15 protein-coding genes and 1 pseudogene are annotated in these 20,606 nt (G+C 64.0%); 14 read left to right on the top strand and 2 right to left on the bottom strand.

Features of this window, described 5'->3' with window-relative positions; all coding sequences use genetic code 11:
- Nucleotides 1–269 (top strand): annotated as a pseudogene (locus M0D67_RS34860) (porin); the annotation flags it as partial.
- An 83-nt stretch (nucleotides 270–352) separates the two neighbouring features.
- Here M0D67_RS34860 and M0D67_RS34865 read toward each other — a convergent pair.
- A complete protein-coding gene (locus M0D67_RS34865) occupies nucleotides 353–955 on the bottom strand; it encodes a TetR/AcrR family transcriptional regulator (RefSeq protein WP_266241539.1) in 603 nt (200 codons plus the stop codon).
- A 105-nt stretch (nucleotides 956–1,060) separates the two neighbouring features.
- Here M0D67_RS34865 and M0D67_RS34870 point away from each other — a divergent pair, with 105 nt between their 5' ends.
- The 4 genes from M0D67_RS34870 to M0D67_RS34885 all read left to right on the top strand — a co-directional run bounded on the left by M0D67_RS34870 (nucleotide 1,061) and on the right by M0D67_RS34885 (nucleotide 4,214).
- A complete protein-coding gene (locus M0D67_RS34870) occupies nucleotides 1,061–1,915 on the top strand; it encodes an SDR family oxidoreductase (RefSeq protein WP_266241541.1) in 855 nt (284 codons plus the stop codon).
- A gap of 65 nt (nucleotides 1,916–1,980) precedes the next feature.
- Nucleotides 1,981–3,570, top strand: a complete 1,590-nt coding sequence (locus M0D67_RS34875) for a carboxylesterase/lipase family protein (protein ID WP_266241632.1) — start codon at nucleotides 1,981–1,983, stop codon at nucleotides 3,568–3,570.
- A 98-nt stretch (nucleotides 3,571–3,668) separates the two neighbouring features.
- A complete protein-coding gene (locus M0D67_RS34880; RefSeq protein WP_266241543.1) occupies nucleotides 3,669–3,848 on the top strand; it encodes a hypothetical protein in 180 nt (59 codons plus the stop codon).
- A gap of 21 nt (nucleotides 3,849–3,869) precedes the next feature.
- Nucleotides 3,870–4,214 carry a hypothetical protein gene (locus M0D67_RS34885; protein ID WP_266241545.1) on the top strand — a complete coding sequence of 115 codons (345 nt, stop codon included), beginning with the start codon at nucleotides 3,870–3,872 and terminating at the stop codon, nucleotides 4,212–4,214.
- A 118-nt stretch (nucleotides 4,215–4,332) separates the two neighbouring features.
- Here the strand turns inward: M0D67_RS34885 and M0D67_RS34890 are convergent, their stop codons facing one another.
- Entirely contained in the window at nucleotides 4,333–5,247 is a 915-nt protein-coding gene (locus M0D67_RS34890) for a LysR family transcriptional regulator (protein WP_266241547.1), read from the bottom strand.
- 325 nt (nucleotides 5,248–5,572) lie between these two features.
- Between M0D67_RS34890 and M0D67_RS34895 the strand changes: the two genes are divergently transcribed.
- From M0D67_RS34895 to M0D67_RS34935, 9 genes are all read left to right on the top strand, one after another.
- Complete coding sequence (locus tag M0D67_RS34895; RefSeq protein ID WP_266241549.1) at nucleotides 5,573–5,938, top strand: hypothetical protein; 366 nt, start codon at nucleotides 5,573–5,575, stop codon at nucleotides 5,936–5,938.
- Nucleotides 5,939–6,201: 263 nt separating this feature from the next.
- Nucleotides 6,202–14,553: a discoidin domain-containing protein gene (locus tag M0D67_RS34900; protein ID WP_308112626.1), complete on the top strand. Its 8,352-nt coding sequence runs from the start codon at nucleotides 6,202–6,204 to the stop codon at nucleotides 14,551–14,553.
- 83 nt (nucleotides 14,554–14,636) lie between these two features.
- Nucleotides 14,637–15,101 carry a type II secretion system major pseudopilin GspG gene (gspG, locus tag M0D67_RS34905; protein WP_266241552.1) on the top strand — a complete coding sequence of 155 codons (465 nt, stop codon included), beginning with the start codon at nucleotides 14,637–14,639 and terminating at the stop codon, nucleotides 15,099–15,101.
- Nucleotides 15,102–15,184: 83 nt separating this feature from the next.
- A complete protein-coding gene (locus M0D67_RS34910; protein ID WP_266241554.1) occupies nucleotides 15,185–16,372 on the top strand; it encodes a type II secretion system F family protein in 1,188 nt (395 codons plus the stop codon).
- A complete protein-coding gene (locus tag M0D67_RS34915) occupies nucleotides 16,369–18,057 on the top strand; it encodes a GspE/PulE family protein (protein WP_266241556.1) in 1,689 nt (562 codons plus the stop codon). Before M0D67_RS34910 ends, M0D67_RS34915 begins: the two co-directional genes overlap by 4 nt.
- Nucleotides 18,050–18,916: a hypothetical protein gene (locus tag M0D67_RS34920; protein ID WP_266241558.1), complete on the top strand. Its 867-nt coding sequence runs from the start codon at nucleotides 18,050–18,052 to the stop codon at nucleotides 18,914–18,916. The genes M0D67_RS34915 and M0D67_RS34920 overlap by 8 nt, the downstream gene beginning before the upstream one ends.
- Nucleotides 18,913–19,464, top strand: a complete 552-nt coding sequence (locus tag M0D67_RS34925) for a PilN domain-containing protein (RefSeq protein ID WP_266241560.1) — start codon at nucleotides 18,913–18,915, stop codon at nucleotides 19,462–19,464. The genes M0D67_RS34920 and M0D67_RS34925 overlap by 4 nt, the downstream gene beginning before the upstream one ends.
- Nucleotides 19,461–20,060 (top strand): hypothetical protein, encoded by a 600-nt coding sequence (locus M0D67_RS34930; protein WP_266241562.1) that lies wholly within the window; start codon nucleotides 19,461–19,463, stop codon nucleotides 20,058–20,060. Before M0D67_RS34925 ends, M0D67_RS34930 begins: the two co-directional genes overlap by 4 nt.
- On the top strand, nucleotides 20,057–20,599 hold the full coding sequence (locus M0D67_RS34935; protein WP_266241564.1) for a hypothetical protein: 543 nt from the start codon (nucleotides 20,057–20,059) through the stop codon (nucleotides 20,597–20,599). The genes M0D67_RS34930 and M0D67_RS34935 overlap by 4 nt, the downstream gene beginning before the upstream one ends.
- Nucleotides 20,600–20,606 lie beyond the last annotated feature (7 nt).

Consider the following 20,606-nt stretch of genomic DNA (forward strand, 5'->3'; position numbering starts at 1 on the left):
GCTATAGCTATACGCGCGCAACGCAGTCGAATGGCATCTCGAGCTCGGCACGCTACCAGCAGTTCAATCTCTCGCAGTACTACAGCCTCTCCAAGCGTACGGGGCTGTATGCGCTGGAAGCCTATCAGCGTGCGGGTGGCCAGACGATCGGAACGAACGGCAAGAGCATTATCAACGCAACGGCCGATATCGGTGACGGTCAGAACAGCGCGCCGTCCTCGTCACGCAGCCAGTTCGCGGCAGGCGTGGGTATCATTCACCGGTTCTAATTGCCAGGTGGCGTGGCGGCGTCTGTCGACGCTGCTGCGGCAATCCGCCTGCTGCCGGCGTTCGTTCACGAACGGGCGCACCATCATCGTCGCGCCGCCTCGGTGCGAAGACCGTCGAGCGTGAACCCAACGCGACGCCGCCAGGTGTCGGCTCCGATGTCGGCCATGATCCGCATCAGTGCGCCATTCGACACGAACACCAGAAACAGGTCCTCAAGCGTGAAGTCTGGGCGCAACGAACCATCGCGCTGCGCGTCTTCGACGAATTGCCGCGCTTGCGTCATCGTCTCGTCGCACACAGCCGCCAGCCGCGAGGCGTCGGGGTGGCGGCGTGAAACGATGTCGTTGAGCGCAGGCTCGGTGGCCTGGATTTCGCAAATCAGTTCGACATAACAGGCGAACCGGCTCCATGGGTCGGGGCAGCCGCGTGCGCGCGCCACCGCGTCACTGAGCCGCTCTGCCGCGACGTCCGCCATGACCACATCGGTGAGTGCTTCGCGCGTGCCGAACCGGTTGTACAGGGTGCCGATGCTGACACCCGCACGTTGCGCGATCTCTTCCAGTGGCACGTCGAGGCCACGCTCCTGGAATGCGTCCAGTGCGGCAGTCTTGATCTTTTCCGTATTGAGCTGTGCGTCGCGTCGTAGCCGCGGCGTATCAGGTTTCCCGGCGCCAGGATGGTTCATGGCGTTAAGGTTTTATTCATAACTTGACGGCACCCTCAACTTTAAAATAGGATGAAGTTGAATGATACCTCAACATATGAACGACTTGTGGGAACGGAGCAGGGCATGCCTAAGACCATTTTCATCACCGGTGCCTCGTCAGGCATCGGCAAAGCTGTAGCGAAGCAGTTTGCCGGGCGGGGCTGGAACGTCGTGGCGACACTGCGCGATCCGTCTGCGGAGACTGAACTCGTCAACGGAGACCGCCTGTTCGTCACGCGACTGGACGTTCAGGACGAGTCCAGTGTGACTTCGGCGGTTGATGCAGCCGTCGAGCGCTTCGGTGGGATCGATGTTCTCGTGAACAACGCCGGCTTCAGCCTGTTTGGCGTTTTCGAGGCGCTGTCGCCGCAAAAGATCCAGGAGCAGTTCGCGGTCAACGTCTTCGGCCTGATGGATGTCACGCGCGCCGTGCTGCCTGTCTTGCGGCGGCAGGGCGGTGGCACGATCGTCAACGTGAGTTCCAGCGGCGGCATGATCACCGTGCCGCTGATGTCGATGTACCACGCCACCAAATTCGCGGTCGAGGGCTTCTCCGAATCGCTGGCCTATGAACTGACGTCGCAGAACATCGCCGTCAGGCTGATCGAGCCGGGCGCAGTGCGCACGCAGTTTGGGGCGCGGATGTTCTCTGAATTTGCGCATGATCGGTCGCTGGCCTGCTACGACCGGTTCATCGACAAGACCAATGCCCTTTACGCCGCGATGCAGGGCGGCGAGACGAGCAGTGCCGAGCAGGTGGCCGATGTTGTCTTCGGCGCGGCGATCGATCAGTCGTCGCGGCTGCGCTATGTTGTCGGCGAAGATATCGCTGCGCTGGTCAAGGCCCGGCACGAAATGGGCGAAGACAACTATATCGCACTGATGCGCGCGCGGTTCCTGAGTGCGGAATCGGCCGCGCCGGCCGCGGGAGGATGGTGAGAATGTTAGCACTCGTCGATCACGGCGCTCATCACGCGTCGGCACAGGAAGCGCCAGCCATGCTGATGCCTGAGTTGAGCTTGCCGCATGGGCGCATCCGCGGCGTTACCCGCAATGCACAGGGCGTACTCGCCTATAAGGGAATCCCTTTCGCTGCGCCACCGGTCGGTGAATTGCGCTGGCGGCCTCCGCAAGATGTCGTGGGCTGGACCGATGTCCGCGACGCTACTGCCTATGGCCCGCCGTGCTTTGGGGCACCGATGCCGGTGCCGGGCCTGAAAGCGCTGACCAGGGATCAGGGCGAGGATTGCCTCACCTTGAATGTCTGGACTGCGGCGCAGACTGCCAAGGAGCGGCGGCCGGTCATGGTGTGGATTCATGGAGGTGGCTTCGAGTTGGGCGCGTCCACCTTCTTCGGGGCTGAGGGTGCGCACCTCGCGGCGAAGGGCGTCGTGATGGTCAGCATGAACTACAGGCTTGGCGTGTTCGGATTTCTCGCTCATCCCGAACTGGATCGCGAAGGTTCGCCCTCGGGCAACTTCGGCTTGCAGGATCAGATCAAGGCGCTGCGATGGGTGCAAGATCATATTGCACTGTTCGGCGGCGACCCGGGCAATGTCACACTGTTTGGCGAATCCGCCGGGTCGCACGCTGTGGGCATGCTCATGGCCTCACCACTGGCCCGCGGCTTGTTCCATCGAGCCATCGGAGAAAGCGGCGCATTCTGGGACACCGAGCATGGGTCGATCGCGACCAAGGCCGAAGCCGAAGCCCGAACCCGCGCCTTCATGACCAGGATGCGGGTCCGTTCTCTCGCGGAGTTGCGTGCGCTGGCGGGTGAAAAGCTTCACCGCGCCTCCGCCTGGAACTTTCTTACAGACCCCGCCATCACCGCATTTGCTCCTAATATCGACGGTTTTGTGCTGCAAGAATCGCCCGCACAGACGTTCGAGCGCGGCGGGCAAGCCGATGTCCCTTTGCTGGGTGGCTGGAATGCAGACGAGCACAGCTTCTTCATGAGCCGGGCGTTGCCGCATCGCACACCGGCGCAGTTCGTCAAGGCCGCCACGGCACAGTTCGGTCCATCTCGGATGCAGGACTTTCTGGCCGTATATCCTGCCGACACGAAGCAAGCGGCCGAGCAATCGGCGCAGTATCTGATGGGTGATCTGTGCATTAGCCAACAGACTTGGGCATGGCTGGGTCTGCATCGCACGACGGCCCGCTCGGACGTGTTTGCCTACAACTTCGACTACACTTCGCCCTATTCGCCCAAGCCTAGCCACGGCGCGGAAACGGCATTCGTATTCGGTAGCCTTGACATGAGCTTTGGGCCGTCAAAGGCACCGGCCGGCGAGGCAGACAAGGAACTGTCGGCGTTGATGATGTCGTACTGGACGAACTTCGCACGGAATGGGAATCCGAACGGCCCCGGATTGCCGCCATGGCCGGTCTACGGCGGGCCGGGTTCCCTGGTCATGCGTTTCGGCAGCTCCAGCGGCGCAGCACCCGAGGACGCAGCGGCACGATTCCGCTTCATCCAGTCCTTCAGGTCTTCTGGTCGACTACCAGAGGACTGGAGGCGAGTCCAGGGCCGGATGCCGGCGCTGTTGGCCAAGGTCGTGGCAAAGACGGTGCTCCTGTTCATGGGCTAGTCATACGCCCCTCTTCGCTCCTCGTCGAAAGTACTCGGGGCCCGCCCGCCGACGGCCCCGATTGCCGACGAGAGTGAACTGACCTCAGGAATCTTTCTGTGGATTGCCCGCTCGGTGACGTCATCATCGCGATCGGTGCGTCCGTCTATTTGCTACGCGCGGTCTCGAAGCCGCTCAACACGGCCGTAGACGATGCAAACCAAATCGCAGCAGGAAAACTGGGCAATCAGATTGCCGTGCATGCGGGAGGGGCAGACCTTGCAAGAGAACATGCGTAAAGCCATCAACTTGAAAACAATATGTCATCCTTACCATTAAAAACAAATTCGATCGAACAATCTGTGCTCACTTCACTAGATCAGTGCGAAGCAGCCAGCAACGACGCGTTGATCGGAGCGCTTACTCTCCTGTCGAGAACAAATGGCATCAATGCAGTTCAACACGGTGCGCGCCTTGCGGTCATCGGCGAATTGCTGATTTCCATGTTGGTGCACCTGCCAGCCTCAATGAAGGCTGATGTCACTCGATCATTCCGCAACAGGATTGAAGTATTGATGTCTCTGAGTGACGACAGGTGCTTGCCTGAAGAATATCACTCGGCCCTATTGAATGAGGTCAATCGTTATCTGAGCGTGGTTCGGTAACCTGGCCTACTGTTCCGCATGAATGTGTCAGAGGTGAGGACTTCCTCGACGCGTCGTCGCCCGCCGGCGGCCTGAATCGTAAGCAGTCCGGCGATCCAACCTGACGCTCGCCGTCGCCTTATCGAATGGCCCACGGCGGATGTGGATTGAATGCGTCGAGAAGGAAATCAGTCATGACCCGCACCTTCGCCGGGGGAGCCCGATCCGGCGCGCGAACCAGGTGTATGCCGCCGAGGTCCGCGGTGCGGACTTCGAGCGTAATCTGCTCCAGTGCGCCTTGCCGAACCGCATCGGCGACGATGAACTCGGGCTCGTAAAGAACGCCGAGACCGGCAACGGCCGCGGCGACGAGTGCGTCGCCGTTATTGGCTCGCATGGTTCCCTTGACGGCCACGCGCTTGTCGCCGTCCTTGCCGAAGCGCCATTCGTCGGGCCGCGAGATGTTGGAGAAAGTGACGCTCAGGCAATTGTGATCGCCCAGTTCGGACCAGCGTTTCGGGCGCCCATACCGCTCCCAGTAGCCCGGAGCCGCGCAGACAATCATCGCGCTCTCCGCGAGCCTGCGCGAGACGAGACGACTGTCCTTCAGGCGCCCAACCCGGATCGTCAGATCCCAGCCCTCTTCCATGAGATCGACGACACGATCGTTCAGCCCGAGGTCGATGGTGACCCCGGGATGCTTGTTTCTGAAGGCAGGAATCAGCGGCGCGATGTAGCGAACGCCAAACGAAAGTGGCGAATTCAGCCGCAGCAGTCCGCTCGCCTCCACGCGCTGGGACGCGATCGTCGCCTCCGCTTCTTCCAGATCGGGCAGGAGGCGGGCACAGGTTTCCAGATACTGCTGTCCCGCTTCGGTGAGCGTGAGCTTGCGCGTGCTGCGGTGAAACAGGCGCACGCCCAGCCGGTGCTCCACCGCATCCAGATGCTTTGTCGCCATGGCGGGCGACAGGCCGAGTTGCCGGGCGGCCGCGGAGAGGCTTCCGGCAGTAGCTGCACGGGAAAACACCTGCATTCCCGTAAGGCGGTCGAGCATTGTGATTTCTCGCTGTGGTTAAAAACTGAATCGACGAATATGCATGTTATCGCCTAAAAAATGCAACTGTATCCTTGCGCCGTCATATCCGAACCAGCCTGCGTGCGCCAGCAAACGGATGCTCCTGAAGTTGGCGCTTCCATTCAGTGAGCGGGTTCGGATGTACATCGAATTGCTGCACCAGTCAGCGCCACCTTTGCCTTGAACGCCGCTAAGGGCGTCCGCGAGGCTCAGATTCAAGCTGCTCCACGTATCGCCCTGTCCGAATTTTTGACGCCACCTGTAAATGGTCTGGCGTAGTTTTGTGCTGTTCATTTGACCAACAATGAACATTTTATCATTTGTTTTCGGTGAATTTTTTTGCTGGACAGCTCGAGTGCGTGTTTTGGATGTGACGGACCGGCAATCGGCGCACCTCGGCTCTGACTTGTCGTTGTCGCTGAGCGGCCAGCACCGATTCGACATGAGCAAGTCGCAAATTATTGAAATTTATGAATTGTTCGTGAAATCAGCGGTGCGCCAGCGAAGTTTCGGCGTTTGGCATTTGTGCTGCCTGTCGAGAAATATAGGGTTTACACCAATCAAGAGATTGATGCTTGGAGTCGTCATATCATTTGTTCGCGTTGGATCATTTGATCAACGGTATGGCCGTAAGTCGGATGGAAGCGCAAACGTTAGCCACAAAGAATGATGGCGACCGTCGCGCCATTCAACCCGCTGTGGAGAGCCCCCATGTCAGGCGAATAACGGGGTCGATGTTGCGGGTTGGCTAGTTTTGGCCCACAGGTGCCGTCGAGCAACGCACCGAGGCGGGCAACATTGAATTGCGCGCTGTTCGCGGCGAAGCAAAACCACACACGCTCGAAGAAAAAACAGGATTTCGCCATGCGCGATCGCGTTTGGAAGTTTACGAGGCAGCTTGCCGGCTTGTTTACTTTGTTTGGAGTGCTATTGGTGTTCGCCGCGACTCATGCTGTGGCGAGTGGCGATCTGCCGGCATCGAACCGCATCAAGATCAATCTGGGGCAGACCCCCTGGCGGTACGTCAAGGACGTCGACGATCCTGGTTCGATGCAGCCGGGTTTCGACGACTCGGGTTGGCAATCGGTGGGCGTGCCGCAAACGCCGTCCGACAACGACACCTTCATCAACACGAAATCCGGTGGCGACCAGTTGTACCTGACGGGCAACATCAACTGGTACCGCAAGCACTTCACCGTGGATTCGTCCTACTCGAACCGCAAGATATTTGTCGAGTTCGAGGGGGCGCACACGGGTGCACAGGTCTACATCAATGGCCAGTTCATTCCTGGCAACAGCCTGATCAACCCCAAAGCGACTCACGTAATCGGCTTCGTTCCGTTCATCGTCGACATCACGCCTTACGTGAAATTCGACGGGACGGATAACGTGATGGCGGTGAAGGTCGCGCGCGGCGACAGCTTCTTCGAGTCGCCGAGTTTTTCGGGCGCCTTCCGCTTTGGCCAGGACGATACCGGTCTGTTCCGACCCGTGTGGATGTACATCACGGACAAGGTTCACATTCCGGAGAATGTCTATGCGGTCCTTGGCACCTGGGGAACGTATGTCTCCACGGTCGCGGCGAGTACCACTTCGGCCACGATCCGTGTACAGACCAACGTGCTGAACGAATATCCGACGGACCAGCAGGTGACGTTGACGACGCAGATCGTGAACGCCAGCGGTAACGTCGTGGCAACCGCCCAGGATACCAGTACGGTGCCGGCCAATGCGCCGCCGGGTTTGCATCCGAGCCTGTTCGATCAGGTGCTGACGGTCGCGAACCCGACCCTCTGGTTTCCGAATAACAGTGTCTTCGGCAGTCCATACCTGTATCACGTAATTCACTCGGTCAGCGTCGGCGGCACCGTCGTGGATTCCACGGAGACTCCGCTCGGCATTCGCACGATCACCTGGGACCAGAACTTTCCGATCATTAACGGCCATCCCCATTATCTGTGGGGAGCCTCCGGGCGCTACGATTACCCGGCGCTCGGATCGGCTGTGCCGGAAGAGCTGCAATGGCGCGATCTGAACCTGCTCGCGCAGGCGGGCGGCAGCCTCTACCGGCCCGGCCACTCCAGCCAGGGCCCGGAATTTCTCGACGCCGCGGACGCCTACGGCGTGATGATGATTCAACCCAGCGGCGACGGCGAGAACGGATTTTCGATCCTCTGCACGAGCACGGTTACGACGGGCTGCACGACGGCTGACAACGTGGAGCTGAAGAAGGAACTGCACCGGGACATGATCGTGCACGATCGCAATCATCCCTCGGTGCTGGCATGGGAAGCCGACAACGGCTCGACCGATACATCGCTCGCGCAATCCCTGAAGGCATTGTCGCAAGTGTGGGACCCGATTCTCACGCGCGCCCAGGCCGACCGCATGCCGAACCCGCTTAACGGCGACATCCTCGGCTGCAGTGGCGAAGGGTGCGACGTCAATGTCAAACAAACCTATCCGGATTCGCCTGCATGGGGGTCCGAATATTGGGGAGACGGCGTCGGCCGCGCGCTGTATGACTATGAACTCGCGTTTGCCGCGCCCTACCTGAACGATTGGGTGCACAGCGTGGCCGGCAAGTCGTTCGGCATCGCGCACTGGTACCTGGCCGATACGCCAGGTGAAATCAACCAGCAGATCGATGGCCCCGGCTCGCCTCAAGGAAACGCGAACGGCACCACCCCGGAGATGGTGCGCGGCAATGGCGCATCCATGATGGATGCCAACCGCATTCCGCGCCTGCTTTACTACATCTATGAAGCGGCCTGGACGCCGTTCCAGATCAAGCCGGTGGTCAAACTCGCTTACCACTGGAACCGCTCCGCGGCCGGCCCTGTGACCGTCAATGCGTTCAGCAATTGCGCCACGGTGCGGCTGCTGCTCAACGGGCAGCCGGTTGGCCCTGACCAGACTCCGAACCCGCCGACGTCGGACCCGAGGGCGGACCTGAGCGAGAACACGACGCTGCTGCCAGCCCAGGTGCACTGGAATAACGTCACGTGGGCACCCGGCACGCTGCTGGCTGAATGTCTGGACAGCAATGGCCAGGTCGCCGCGACGGACACACAGGTGACGGCCGGTCCGGCCGACCATATCGTGCTCACGGTCGAGCCCGAACTCGTCAAGCCGGACGGCGAGGTTTTCGTGCTCACGGCCAACGGTACGGACGCTGCCCTCGTTACGGCAACTGTGGTGGATGCGAACAACGTTCGCGTGCCTGATGCGAGCCCGATCATTACTTTCAACGTCAGTGGCCCCGGTACCTATCGCGGCGGCTCCGACCATCTGGTCACGGCGAGCCAGCCGCTGGGATACCATGCGCCTGGCGATCCTAACTTGTCGGCTGAAGGCGGTCTGACCCGAATCGCCGTCAAGACGCAGTTCACGCCCGGCACGGTCACCGTGACGGCGAGCGCGCCTGGTCTCGGTGGCGGCACTGCCACGTTCAACGTATTGCCGACCGGCAGCCAGCAGGTGTTCAACGGCAATGACCTGGTTATCGGTCCGCAGCAGGCGAGCAGTCTGCAGATCATCACGCAGCCGCTCAGCCAGACGGCCGCTGTGGGGCAGACGGCGCAGTTCACCGTGCTCACGGCCGGCGCTTCGCCGAACTTCCAATGGATGAAGAATGGCGTGCCGATCGCCGGTGCGACCAGCTTTACCTACACGACGCCGGCCGTCCAGAGCGGCGACAATGGAGCAAGCCTCAGCGTCGACGTGAGCAACGCCAGCGGCAGCATCACGTCGAGTGCGGCAACCTTAACGGTGGTGGCGCCGGCGGTGCCGACCATCGTCACGCCTCCCACGCCGCAGAGCATCACGAGCGGGCAGAGTGCTGAATTCACCGTGCTGGCGGCCGGCTCGCCAGTGCTGACCTATCAGTGGCTGAAGAACGGTGCGGCCATCGCGGGCGCGACGCAAGCGGTGTACGACACGCCGATCATGCAGACCTCGGACAGCGGCACGGTGTACAGCGTCGTCGTGACCAACAGCGCGGGTACGGTCACGTCGGGCAGCGCCACCTTGACGGTGGGCGCCGCGACCCTGCCGTCCCTCCTGTCGCAACCGCGCGGCCAGAGCGTGCCGGTTGGCCAGAGTGTGACCTTCAACGTGCTGGCCAGCGGCTCGGCACCGCTCCAATACAAGTGGACGAGAGACGGCACGCCAGTCGGCTCGAACGCCTCAAGCATCGTCATTGCATCGGCGCAGAACGGCGACGCCGGCAGCTACGTTGTCACGGTCACCAATAGTGCCGGCAGTGTAACGAGTACACCGGTCACGCTCGTCGTAAGCGGCGGCGGCGACACCAACCTGGCACTGGGCGCGACGGCTACGGCCAGCAGCGAGCAAAATGCAGGCCTTTCGGCGAGCCTCGCCGTGGACGGCAGCTTCACGTCGCGCTGGTCATCCGCACCGGGCATCGACCCGTCCTGGATCGAACTCGATCTCGGTTCAGTGCAGACCTTCGACGAGGTCGCGCTGGTGTGGGAGAACGCCTTCGCCAGGGCTTACCAGATCCAGGTGTCCAACGACAACCAGAACTGGACGACCGTCTTTACGCAGAACGCAGGTACCGGCGGCACCGAGACGATCAACTTCCCGAGCACCTCGGCCCGCTACGTGCGCATGTACGGCACACAGCGCGCCACGGACTACGGCTATTCGCTGTTCGAGTTCGAAGTCTTCGACGCACCGCAATGCGGCAGCGCCGCCGAGCGCTATACGCCGCTGGGCGCGGCGCCCGGTCAGTACACATCGACCATCCCGGGGCTGTCGTCGGGGCCTAATGTCCCGACCGTGCGTGACAATCTGAGCGGTCTGGTCTGGCAGCAGTTCCAGACGACCTTCCCGGCTCAAGGCGCGCAGTTCACGCAGACCATCGCCGCGCAATACTGCGCGTCGGTCGGCATGCGTCTGCCCACGCAGAACGAAGCGTTGACCGTGGCCCGCTCCAACTACGGCGCATGTGCCTTCCCGGCCCCGTGGGGGACGTGGACGACAACTGGCGTGCCGAACGATCCGACCAACGCATATCTCGTGTTCTCGTCGGGCCAGTCGGTACCTGGCATCATCAACAACACGCCGGGTTGGGCGCTGTGCGTCGCGGGTGCATCCGCTGCCGCCCCTGTTATTGCTGCGCAGCCGGGCAGCCAGAGCGTGGCCCAGGGCCAGACGGCCCAGTTCACGGTGGGCGTCACGGGCACCGGTCCGTTCAGCTTCAATTGGCTGAAGAACGGCACACCGGTTGCCATCACGACCACGCCGGTCTACACGACGCCGCCAACGGTAGCGGCCGATAGCGGCGCAGTGTTCACGGTTGTCATCGCCAACGGCGGCGGCAGCGTTACCAGCGCGGCTGCAACGTTGACCGTGACCGCAGCGATCGACACGGGCACCGGGGATGGCGGCAATCCGGGCAACGGCGGCAATACGGGAGATGGTGGTAATCCGGGCGGTGGTGCGCCGGCCGCCGGCAACCCCGTGCCGAGTGCCAACCTTGCAATCGGCCATGTCGCGACTTCGAGCGGTGTGGAAGGCGACGCGTTCCTGCCGGCAGCGGCTGTAGATGGCAACGACGCTACGCGCTGGTCATCGTCGTTCGTCGACCCGTCATGGATCCAGATCGATCTTGGCTCGGCGCAGACGTTCGATCGCGTCGTGCTGCGCTGGCAGGACTCATATGCCGTCGCGTACCAGATTCAGGTATCGAACGACGACGGTGACAACAAGAACTGGACAACGGTCTACTCCCAGGCAACCGGCAAGGGCGGCACCGAGGACCTCCGCTTTACGGCCACCACGGCCCGCTACGTGCGGATGTTCGGTACCCAGCGCGCCACGCAGTTCGGCTACTCGCTGTTCGAGTTCGGCGTGTACAACACCGCGACCACACCGCAATACGCGGTCACGGCGAGCGCGACCGGTAACGGCACGATCACGCCGGCCGGCACGACCCAGGTGTTCCAGGGCGGTCCACAGACGTACTCGTTCACGCCGGCGGCAGGCTTCGCGGTCACGGGCGTGCAGGTGGACGGCAGCAGCATCGGGCTGGTCAACAGCTACACGTTCGACGACGTGCTGGCGCCGCACACGATCAGCGTGGCGTTCGGGCCGAGTTCGGCTGCGGCGAATCTCGCGCTCGGCGCGAAGGCGACCGCAAGCGGTCTCGAAGCCGATGCGTATCCGGCGTCGGCCGCGGTGGACGGCAATATGGCTACGCGCTGGTCGTCGGCCTTCGTCGACCCGTCGTGGATCCAGCTCGATCTCGGTTCGGTGCAGACGTTCAACCGGGTGATTCTGTTCTGGCAGGACGCGTTCGGCGTGGCCTATCAGATCCAGACCTCGAACGACGGGCAGAACTGGACCCCGGTATTTACGCAGACTGCCGGCAAGGGCGGCACCGAAGACCTGTCGTTCCCGACCGTCAGCGCACGCTATGTGCGGATGTTCGGCACGCAGCGCAATACGGCGTATGGCTACTCACTGTGGGAGTTCCAGGTGTACAACATGCCGGTGGCGCCGGCCATCACAGCGCAGCCCGCTGCCGTCACGGTGAATCAGGGCGATCCCGCGCAGTTCGCGGTGGTGGCGAGCGGTACCGCTCCGCTCAGCTATCAGTGGCTGAAGAACGGCACGCCGGTGGCGACGACGACAACGCCGTCCTATACGACGCCGCCGACCGTGGCGGGCGATAGCGGCGCGACGTTCAGCGTGATCGTCAGTAACGCTGCGGGCAGCGTGACAAGCACCGGCGTGACGCTGTCTGTCAACGCGCCGCCGGGCAGCGCGAACGACGGCACCGGGCAGGGCACCGGCGGTGGCACGGCCGGTACGGGCAGCACGAATCTGGCGCTGGGCAAGGTCGCCACCGCGAGCGGCGTGCAGGGCGACGGTTACAACGCAGCTAACGCGGTCGACGGCAACCTCGGCTCGCGCTGGTCGTCGGACTTCAACGACAACGCGTGGCTCACGGTCGACCTCGGTCAGCCGATGCGCTTCGACCGCGTCGTGCTGCGCTGGGAGAATGCGTATGGCAAGTCCTATCTGATTCAGGCGTCGAACGACAACCAGACGTGGACGACCGTCTCGACGCGCGATGCAGGCACGGGCGGCACGGAAGACCTCCCCGTGGTGGCCACGACCGCGCGTTACGTTCGCATGCAGGGTGTGCAGCGTGCCACGCAGTACGGGTACTCGCTGTTCGAGTTCGAGATCTACAACTCGGCTGCGACACCCGCCGTCACGATCGCCGCGAGCAGCGGTCCGAACGGCGCGATCAGCCCGTCGGGCAGCGTGAGCGTGGGCGAAGCGGGAACGCAGACCTTCACGGCGGTGCCGGCGGCCGGTTTTGCCGTGGGCGCATTGACCGTGGACGGCCAGTCGCAGGGTGTGCAGTCGACCTACACCTTCACTAACGTGACCGCGCCGCACAGCATCAGCGTGAGCTTCGTACCGCTCGCGGCAGGCGTGAACCTGGCGCTGCACAAGACGGCGACCGCCAGCGGCCTCGAAGCCGATGCGTATCCCGCGTCGGCCGCGGTGGATGGCGATCCGGCTACCCGCTGGTCGTCAGCCTTCGTCGACCCGTCGTGGATCTCAGTCGATCTCGGTACGCGGCAGACCTTCGATCGCGTCGTGCTGAACTGGGAAAACGCGCATGCGGTGGCGTATCAGATCCAGACCTCCGACGACAACCAGAACTGGACGACGGTGCTCACGCAGACCGCGGGCCAGGGGGGTATCGAAGACCTGAAGCTGCCGGCACCTGCGGCCGGACGTTATGTCCGGATGTTCGCGACGCAGCGCTCGACGCCGTACGGTGATTCGCTGTACGAATTCGAGGTGTACAACACTGCGGCAGGGACGTCGGCGGCGGCGAGCTTCATCGAGCAGCCGGCCGACCAGACAGTGCCGGCCGGGCAAGACGGCCACTTCGCGGCGATCGCGTCGGGCAGCGGTCCGTTCAGCTACCAGTGGCGCCGCAACGGTACGCCGGTCAGCGGTGCGACGGCCCGCACGTACGACACGGCGGCCACGACGAAGAGCGATGACGGCTCGGTGTACAGCGTCGTGGTCACGGGGCCGAACGGCCCGATCACGTCGAACGACGCCAGGCTCAGTGTGGACAGCACGATACCGAACTACACGGTGACGCCGGGCTTCGTCGGCGTCGATCTGCTCAACAACACCAAGGGTGCATTCACCGACGACCAGGTGTATGTGGAGATCATCGGACGCGACCCGCAGAACGGCGGCAGGTTCGTGTGGCTCAAGCCGGATGGCACGATGGTGCCGATGGCCCTGTCGGATAACGACGCGCCGGGCCACCTGAGCGCGGCCGGCCAGAACTACAGCAACTACGCCTTCACGCTCGCGCAGGCCAAAACGCTGCAGTTCCCGCACGTGTCGTCGGCTCGCATGTTCGTGTCGCTCGGCAGTCCGCTGTTCATCAAGGTGCTGGACGATGCGAACGGCAATGTCGCTTTTGCCGGGCCGAATCCGCAGAACCTGACCGATCCGAACGTCAATGTCGTTTTCGACTGGATCGAATTCGATAACGGCGGCGACACGCTCTTCATCAACACGACGCAGGTCGACGAGTTCGGCATACCGCTGGTCGAGGACATTTACGGCATGAATCACACCACGCACATGCAAACCGGCACCACGTTGAGCAGTGCGGAAATCTTCGCGGACTACGCGCGGGAAGTGCCGCCGGAGTTCCAGTCCCTGTCGGCTTCGAAGATCCGCATCATGGCGCCGGCCAAGGGCAGTTTCGGCGCGGGGCAACCGAACGGCAATTACTTCGACGGCTACGTGAACCAGATGTGGCAGCTCTATGCGAACCAGGATCTGGTACTGAACCTGTTCAGCAACAGCCGGCGCTTTGTCGGCAGGACGCAGGGCGACCAGCTCGTATTCACGGAAGTCGACCTGAACAACGGCGCCTTCGTCGGCGGGACGTATAGCGTCAGCAAGCCTTCCACGCAGGACGTATTGCTCGGGGCCGGCACGCTTGCCACCGGTGACTCGGTCACCCTGCAGATCGAAGCGCAGATCTGCGCGGCGCTCAACCGTCACGTCATGGAAGACGTGACGAAATGGGCGGTGCCGACGGCCTGGTGGAGCCAGTCGCCGACGAACGAGTACGCCCGGTTCTTCCACGACCACAGCGTCAGCGGACTCGCGTACGGATTCGCCTACGACGACGTATCGAACGGCAGCTCGTCGATCGTCGCGCAGAAGCCGGAGCACATGGTGCTGGGTATCGGCTGGTGATGCCCGGCTGAGGGTCTGTTGCAAGCAGAACGAGCGCCCGCACGGCGGGCGCTCACTATTTCTTGATCTTGAGAGGCGTGTAAATGCAGTCTGGGACAGTGAGCCGGGCGCTCGACGGTGCAGGGGCGCGGCGCGCGCGGGTGGCGAAACAGCGAGGCTTCACCCTGCTCGAACTGCTCGTGGTGCTGGTCATCATCGGCATGCTGGCGGCCATCGTGGGACCGCGCTATTTCTCGCAACTGGGCAAGTCGCAGGTCACGATCGCCCGCGCGCAGATCGATGTCCTCACCAAGGCGGTCGACAACTACCGGCTCGACGTGGGCGTCTATCCGACGGCCCAGGAAGGGCTGAGCGCGCTGGTCGTCAAGCCGGCCAATGTCGACAAGTGGAACGGACCGTATCTCAAGAAAGACGTGCCGCTCGACCCCTGGGGGCACCCGTATGTTTATCAGGTGCCCGGCACCAAGGGCGACTACGCGGTGATCTCATACGGTCGCGACGGTCAGCCAGGCGGTACCGGCGAGGACGCCGACATCAGCAGCGAATGATGCGGCACAGGCAATGGCACATGCAATGCGAGCGCGCCCGTCCGGGCGCGGGGTAACAAGGCAACCATCGGTAGCACGGCAACATGCAATACGAAGTGAAAGCGCTTTCGCCCGACAACCAGATCATCGCCCTCGTCGTCGACGCGCAGGATGAAAACGATGCGCGACGCCAGCTCGCAGCGCGCGGGCTGCACGCAACGCGGCTCGTTCCGCAGCGCTCGCTGCGCTTGCCGTCGGCGTCGCGGGGCGGCCTCTCGCTGGTGCTGTTCAGCCAGGAGTTGCTGGCGCTGCTGACGGCTGGCCTGTCCATTGTGGAAGGTCTGGAGGCGCTGCTGGAGCGCGAGGGCGGCGGCCGCCTGCGCGGCGTGCTGGAGCGGCTGCTGGTTGGCCTGCGCGAGGGCAAGCGCTTCTCGAATCTGCTGGCCGAGCAGCCGGACGTGTTCCCGCCGCTCTATGTCGGCATCGTCCGTGCCGCGGAGGGCACGAGTGACCTGCCGCGCTCGCTACAACGCTACGTCGACTATCAATCGCGTATCGACACGGTGCGCAACAAGCTCATCAGTTCTGCGATCTATCCGTGCATCCTGCTGGTCGTGGGCGGCGGCGTGGCGGGGTTCCTGATTGCTTACGTGGTGCCGCGCTTCGCGACCATCTACGAAGGCACGGGCCGGTCACTACCGTGGATGTCGCAGGCTTTGCTCGACTGGGGCACGTTCGCCGCGTCCCACGGGTTGGCGCTGCTTGCCGGCGCCGTCACCGTCGTGATGGCCGGTGGGATGCTCCTGCGCGCCGCGATCGCCAGGGCCGGCCTTGTCACCCTGTTAGGACGTATTCCGCTGCTGGGTCCGCACTTGCGCATTTATCAGTTGTCGCGGCTGTATCTCACGCTCGGCATGCTGCTCGAAGGCGGCATTCCCATCGTCGCCGCAATGGAGACGGCCGGCGGGACGATTTCGCCGGCCTTGCGCGAGCGCCTCTCGCAGGCCCGCGCCGCCGTGCAGGCCGGCGCGACATTGTCCAGCGCGTTTGACGCCGAGGAACTGACTACCCCCATCTCGTTGCGGATGTTGCGGGTCGGCGAGCGCTCGGGAGAAATGGGCAACATGCTCACGAAGTCGGCGGCGTTCTACGACGGCGAAATCAGCCGCTGGATCGATCGCTTCACCCGGCTGTTCGAACCGCTGCTGATGTCGGCTATCGGGCTTGTAGTCGGCACGATCGTGATCCTGCTCTATATGCCGATATTCGATCTCGCGGGGAGCCTGTCATGACCGTGCAGGAGACGACGGCGCCGCTGCTCGACGCCGATCTGCTGGCCCGCGCACGCACGGCCGCGGCAGCTACGCAGCGCCACCTGCTGGTCGAACTGGAGGCGCTGACTGGCGCGGACCCGCGCGAGCTGATGCAGGCGCTCGCACAGCAGGTCGCGATGCGCGTCATCGAGACCGCGGAGATGCTGGCGCTGCAGCCGGCCTTCGACCGCGTGCCCCTGTCGCGTGCGATGCAGCGCCGCTGCGCGCTGCTGCGCGACACCGCTGGCGGCCTGATCGGCGTGCTGACCAGCCCGTTCGATCTCGACCTGCAGACCTGGCTGGGCGCGCAGGCGGGGGCGCCGGTCGACGTGCGGCTCACCCTGCCGTCCGATCTTCAGGCTTACCACACGCGCATGGAGAAGTCCGCGCGCGCCGTCGACAGCCTCGTGACTGACGGCGGCGCGGCGCAGGCCGATGGCAGCACGGCGCAGGTGCTGTCCTTCGAGTCGATCAACGAGGTGGCCAGTCCGGCCGTCAAACTGGTGAATTCGACCCTGTACGACGCGCTCAAGGCCGGCGCCTCCGACATCCACCTGGAGAGCACCGCAAGCGGTCTGGCGTTGAAATACCGCGTGGACGGCGTGCTCGACGCGGCGGCGACCGTCAACGGCATCGAGACCGCGGAGCAGGTGATCTCGCGGCTCAAGGTGCTGGCGGAACTGGACATCGCCGAGCGGCGCGTGCCGCAGGACGGCAGCTTCCGCGTGGCGGCGGGCGGGCGTGACATCGACCTGCGCGTGTCGATCATGCCGAGCATTCACGGCGAGGACGCGGTGATCCGGATTCTCGACAAGCGCGCGATGATCGAGGCCTATGGTTCGCTGACGCTCGAGGCGCTGGGCTATGACGGCGAATCCCTCGCGGCGTTGCGCCGTCTCGCAGAGGAGCCGTACGGCATGGTGCTCGTCACCGGCCCGACAGGTTCGGGCAAGACGACGACGCTCTACGCAGCGCTGACGGAAATTCACAACGGACGCGACAAGATCATCACCATCGAAGACCCGGTCGAATACCAGCTACCCGGCATCCTGCAGATTCCCGTCAACGAGAAGAAGGGGCTGACTTTCGCCCGCGGTCTGCGTTCGATCCTGCGGCACGATCCGGACAAGATCATGGTGGGCGAGATCCGCGATCGTGAGACGGCCGAGATCGCCGTGCAGTCGGCCTTGACGGGCCACCTCGTGCTGACGACCGTGCACGCCAACAACGTGTTCGACGTGTTCGGCCGCTTCAGCCATATGGGCATCGATCCCTACGCGTTCGTATCGGCGCTCAACGGCATCTGGGCGCAGCGTCTCGTGCGCGTCAACTGCGCGCACTGTGCCGCATCCTATGTACCGGGCGACGCCGAACTAACACGTCTCGGGCTGAGCCGCGCGGACGTTGCCGATTTTGATTTCCGGCAGGGTACCGGCTGCGGCGACTGCCGCGGCACCGGCTACCGCGGACGCCGCGCGATTGCGGAGATCCTGATTCTCGACGACGAGATTCGCGACATGGTGGTCGAGAAGCAGCCGATCCGGCTGATCAAGGAAGTCGCCCGCAGGAACGGTACGCGCCGTTTGCGCGACGTAGCGCTCGTCCAGGTCCGGCGCGGCGAGACGACGCTCGCCGAAGTCAAGCGAGTCACCCTCAATGCGTAACCTCTTGATGCCTCGCTGGCTGCACGGACATTGCAGGCTCAGCCTGTCGCGCGGGGCCATTTCGGTGGTGCGTATGGGCACGTCGCGCAAGTCCGCGCCGGCCGTCGTGGACCGGCCATGGTCTGATCTGCCCGGAACGGAGCCGGATGAGCTGGCCGCGCAGATCGCCGCGACGCTAGCCGCATCCGATGGCAGCGGACTGCCGGTTTACGCCACCTTCGCGGACAACCTCGTACGCTACTTCATCGTCACGCCGCCGGGCAACAGCGCGCGCATGCAGGATCTGCGCGCCGCCGCCGAGGTGCGCTTCGTGGTGCTCTACGGCGAATCCGTGGCAGCCTGGCAGCTCGTTGCGGACTGGCAGGCCGACGCGCCGTTTCTCGCCTGTGCCGTATCGCGGCGTCTGCATACGGCATTGCAGCTTGCGGTGCGGACGCAGCGCGGCTGCCTTGTATCGGCGAGCCCGAACTTCGTTCGCGCATGGAATCGCGAGCGGCGCCGTTTCAGCGCCGATGCGTGGCCGGCGACGCTGCACGAGGGTGCGCTGACGCTTGGCCTCCTCGCCGGCGGCGCACGGCCTCGTCTCGCCGCTGTGCGCACGCTCGAACTGCCGGAGGACGCACCGCCGCTCGAATGGCTGCGCGAGCAGGTGGCGCGCGTCGCGTTGCTCGACAATCTGCCGGCGCCGTCCGTGCTGCACCTTCATGGTCAGCAGCTCGATGCCAGGCAGCCGCGCGTCGCGTCGTCCGGCGGCGAAGGCATGGCCGTGCACTGGTGGGCGGCCGATCATGTTGTGCCCGGACCGGCCAGCATCGGCATGACGGCGGCGCAGCACGCCGGCAGCGGGGCGACGCCATGAAGCGCCTGCACATCGACCTTGCGCCGTTCAGCGTTCGGCGCCCGCTGTATCGCATGCATCCGGCTGCGCGCTGGCTGGCGCTGGCCGGACTGCTGCTGTGCGTGCTGGCAGGCTTGCGCGCGCAAAAGCAGTTGACCCGCCTCCACTCGCTCGATCGGGAGGCGATGCACCTCGCGGCACGCGCGGCGGAATCCGCACGCTCGCTCGTGCGGGTCTCTAACGAACCGGTCGACGCGAAGCAGGCGAGCGCAATCAATGCGGCCGTGGGCCGCCTCAACCTGCCCTGGGACGACATCCTCAACGCGGTCGAAGCCGCCACGCCCCACGAGGTCGCGCTGTTGTCGATTACGCCAGAACCAGCCCGCGCGCTGCTCAAGATCGAAGCGGAGGGCAGCAGCAGCGACGCAATGATCGCTTACCTGAAGGCGCTCGAGCAGCAGGCGCTGTTCGGACGCGTCTACCTGGTCAGGAACGAGCGTGCGCGGGACCAGGCGGATGGCGTCATCCGTTTCCAGATCGAAGCCGAGTGGCGCAGGAGCGGATCTTGAAGCTACCGGATCTGCCGCACGCCCTGCTAGGGTTGAGCCTCGCGCTAAGACGCGCCAGTGCGGGCGGGCTGTTCGCAGGCGGGCTTTTGCTGGCAGCCGCGGTCATGTGGTTCGCGCTGCTGCCCGGCCTGTCGGCGCGCATCGTTCAGCAGACGCGCGAGGTGGCGCGCGCGCGTTCGGCGCCCAAGCCCACGCCGGTCGTTTCGTCATCGACGCTGGCTGCCCAGCGGCTGGCGGCGTTCTATGCGGCGCTGGGTGACGCAGGGCACACCGAGCAGATCGTGACCCGGCTGTTCGAGGCCGCCAGCGAGGCGGGCATCGTGCTGGACAAGATCGACTACAAACCGGCGCTGGATGCCGCCGGGCGCTTCGAGACCTACACGATCGTGCTGCCCGTCAAGGGCGACTATCCAGACCTGCGGCGCTTTTGCGAAAAGGTTCTGCTGACGGTTCCGTACGCCGCGCTCGACGACATGCGCTTCAAGCGCACCTCCGCCAACGACCATGTTGTCGAAGCCAGCCTGCGTTTCACGGTCTTCCTGCGGTCTTCCGCACCGGCGGCGGCAGGTGTCGCGGCGGGCGAGGTGCCGCGATGAAGGCGATGAAGGCGATGAAGCGCAGCCACGTCGCTCTCGCGCTGGCGTTCGTCGTCTGCGCCGGCGTGCTCCTGTTTGCGGACCGCATTCCGGCGAACCCGATCGTCGAAGCCGCGCCGCGCCCAAGCAGACCTGACGTGACGCGGGCTGCCGGCGCAGGCGCTGCGGCGGGCGTCAGTATTGCGGCACTGCGTGCGCGCTCCGACCTGTTCGGCCCCGATCATGGTGAGCACCATGATCTGTTCGGTAGCCAATCGTCGGCGCCGCCGTTGCCATCGCTGGCGCCGGCGCATGCGGAGGTGCCGCCACTGCCGCCGCTGCCGGCTGTGCCCGGTTTGCCCTTCACCTATCTCGGCAAGAAGGCGGCGGACGGCCGCTGGGAAGTGTACCTGGCAAGTGGGGACGAGACGGTGATCGTGAGCGAGCAGACTGTCATCGACGCGACCTATCGTGTCGACGCAATCAAGCCTCCGACCATGACGCTCGTCTACTTGCCCCTGAAACTGGTCCAGACCCTGGACATCGGCAGCGCTGATTGACCGGCGC

It is taken from the genome of Paraburkholderia sp. SECH4, from assembly GCF_030511745.1.
GTDB lineage: Bacteria > Pseudomonadota > Gammaproteobacteria > Burkholderiales > Burkholderiaceae > Paraburkholderia > Paraburkholderia madseniana.

What these genes read in the sequence shown, in the direction of transcription:
- M0D67_RS34890 (WP_266241547.1), bottom strand. Translation starts at nt 5,247, where the DNA reads ATGCTCGACCGCCTTACGGGAATGCAGGTGTTTTCCCGTGCAGCTACT.
- M0D67_RS34870 (WP_266241541.1), top strand. Translation starts at nt 1,061, where the DNA reads ATGCCTAAGACCATTTTCATCACCGGTGCCTCGTCAGGCATCGGCAAA.
- M0D67_RS34885 (WP_266241545.1), top strand. Translation starts at nt 3,870, where the DNA reads ATGTCATCCTTACCATTAAAAACAAATTCGATCGAACAATCTGTGCTC.
- gspG (WP_266241552.1), top strand. Translation starts at nt 14,637, where the DNA reads ATGCAGTCTGGGACAGTGAGCCGGGCGCTCGACGGTGCAGGGGCGCGG.
- M0D67_RS34925 (WP_266241560.1), top strand. Translation starts at nt 18,913, where the DNA reads ATGAAGCGCCTGCACATCGACCTTGCGCCGTTCAGCGTTCGGCGCCCG.
- M0D67_RS34910 (WP_266241554.1), top strand. Translation starts at nt 15,185, where the DNA reads ATGCAATACGAAGTGAAAGCGCTTTCGCCCGACAACCAGATCATCGCC.
- M0D67_RS34920 (WP_266241558.1), top strand. Translation starts at nt 18,050, where the DNA reads ATGCGTAACCTCTTGATGCCTCGCTGGCTGCACGGACATTGCAGGCTC.
- M0D67_RS34935 (WP_266241564.1), top strand. Translation starts at nt 20,057, where the DNA reads ATGAAGGCGATGAAGGCGATGAAGCGCAGCCACGTCGCTCTCGCGCTG.
- M0D67_RS34875 (WP_266241632.1), top strand. Translation starts at nt 1,981, where the DNA reads ATGCCTGAGTTGAGCTTGCCGCATGGGCGCATCCGCGGCGTTACCCGC.
- M0D67_RS34915 (WP_266241556.1), top strand. Translation starts at nt 16,369, where the DNA reads ATGACCGTGCAGGAGACGACGGCGCCGCTGCTCGACGCCGATCTGCTG.
- M0D67_RS34895 (WP_266241549.1), top strand. Translation starts at nt 5,573, where the DNA reads ATGAACATTTTATCATTTGTTTTCGGTGAATTTTTTTGCTGGACAGCT.
- M0D67_RS34865 (WP_266241539.1), bottom strand. Translation starts at nt 955, where the DNA reads ATGAACCATCCTGGCGCCGGGAAACCTGATACGCCGCGGCTACGACGC.